This is a genomic window from Micromonospora sp. NPDC047707 (genome assembly GCF_040704235.1).
Taxonomy (GTDB): Bacteria; Actinomycetota; Actinomycetes; order Mycobacteriales; family Micromonosporaceae; genus Micromonospora.
This window is the reverse complement of sequence record NZ_JBEYSU010000155.1, coordinates 1-1331: the sequence shown is the minus strand read 5'-3', so window position 1 is coordinate 1331 and position 1331 is coordinate 1. Positions and strand designations below refer to the sequence as shown.

The window sequence follows — 1331 nt, the reverse complement described above, 5'->3', positions numbered from 1 at the left end:
TTAGCCTGAATCCGTGGATCGGGCCTGTGTGTGACGCTGTCGGGGGGGGCGTGGAAATGACGAGAGTGCCCTCTGAGCTGCGATGATCGGGTTTCTTGAGGACCAGATCAGAACGGCTCGGAAGGACACTCTCGGTGCAAGGATCTCATGCCTTTCGAGCGGATGGCGCGGTGTTCGACGAGGACAATCTCGTGTCGCACGCGGGCTTGGTGCCGTTGCTGGAACTGGCCGAACAGGCTGGGTTGTCCCTGCTGCTGGATGAACATGTCCGGTTCGTCGATGAGCGGATCACGTCCGGGGCGGCGAACGCGACGCCGAAGCTGACCTCGATCATCGCCGGGATGGCCGCGGGCGCGGACAGCATCGATGACCTGGACGTCATCCGCGCTGGTGGGACGAAGAAGCTGTTCGGTGGGGTCTACGCCGCCGCGACGCTGGGAATCCTCCTACGTGAGTTCACCCACGGTCATGCTCGGCAACTTCAGGCGGTGCTGAGTCGGCACCTGGTCGCCCTCGCCCAGCGCACGGCGGTGCTGGACGGCATCGACGACCGGGTGTTCGTTGACATCGACTCGCTGCTGCGTCCGGTATACGGGCACGCCAAGCAAGGCGCCTCGTTCGGCCACACGAAGATCGCGGGCAAGACGATCCTGCGCCGAGGCTTGTCCCCTCTCGCCGTCACGATCAGCACCGAGACCGCGGCGCCGGTCGTGGCAGGGGTACGGCTGCGGGCCGGCCGCGCTGGCTCGTCGCGTGGCGCGGCGTCCATGCTCACCGAGGCGATCAACACCGCGATCGCCTGCGGCGCGGACCCGATGGACATCCTCGTGCGTGGCGACTCCGCGTACTGCGCCGGCAAGGTCGTCACCGCGGTCGTCAAGGCCGGGGCCACCTTCTCGTTCGCGATCACCCGCAACCCGGCGGTCGACGCCGCGATCAGCAGCATCAGCGACGAGCAGTACACACCGGTGCACTACCCCGGCGCCGTCGTCGACCCCGACACCGGGCACCTGATCTCCGACGCCCAAGTCTCCGAAGTGGAATACACCGCGTTCGCCGACACCCGCCACGCCATCACCGGCCGGCTCATCGTGCGCCGCGTGCTCGACACCAACACCCAGGACCCCCTGTTCCCGGTCTGGCGCTACCACCCGTTCTTCACCAACAACACCGAAGCCGTCACCGACGCCGACATCACCCACCGACGCCACGCCATCTGCGAAACCGTCTGGTCCGACCTCATCGACGACCCCTGGGCACACCAACCCTCCGGGATATTCGGCGCCAACGCCGCGTGGACCATCCTCGCCGCGATCTGCCACAACCTGCTC

At 66.9% G+C, this 1331-nt stretch carries 1 protein-coding gene; it reads left to right on the top strand.

The annotated features are described in order from the left end of the window. Positions 1 to 134 precede the first annotated feature (134 nt). The coding region (locus AB0873_RS32575; protein ID WP_366604645.1) for an IS1380 family transposase at positions 135 to 1331 on the top strand (1197 nt) is incomplete at its 3' end.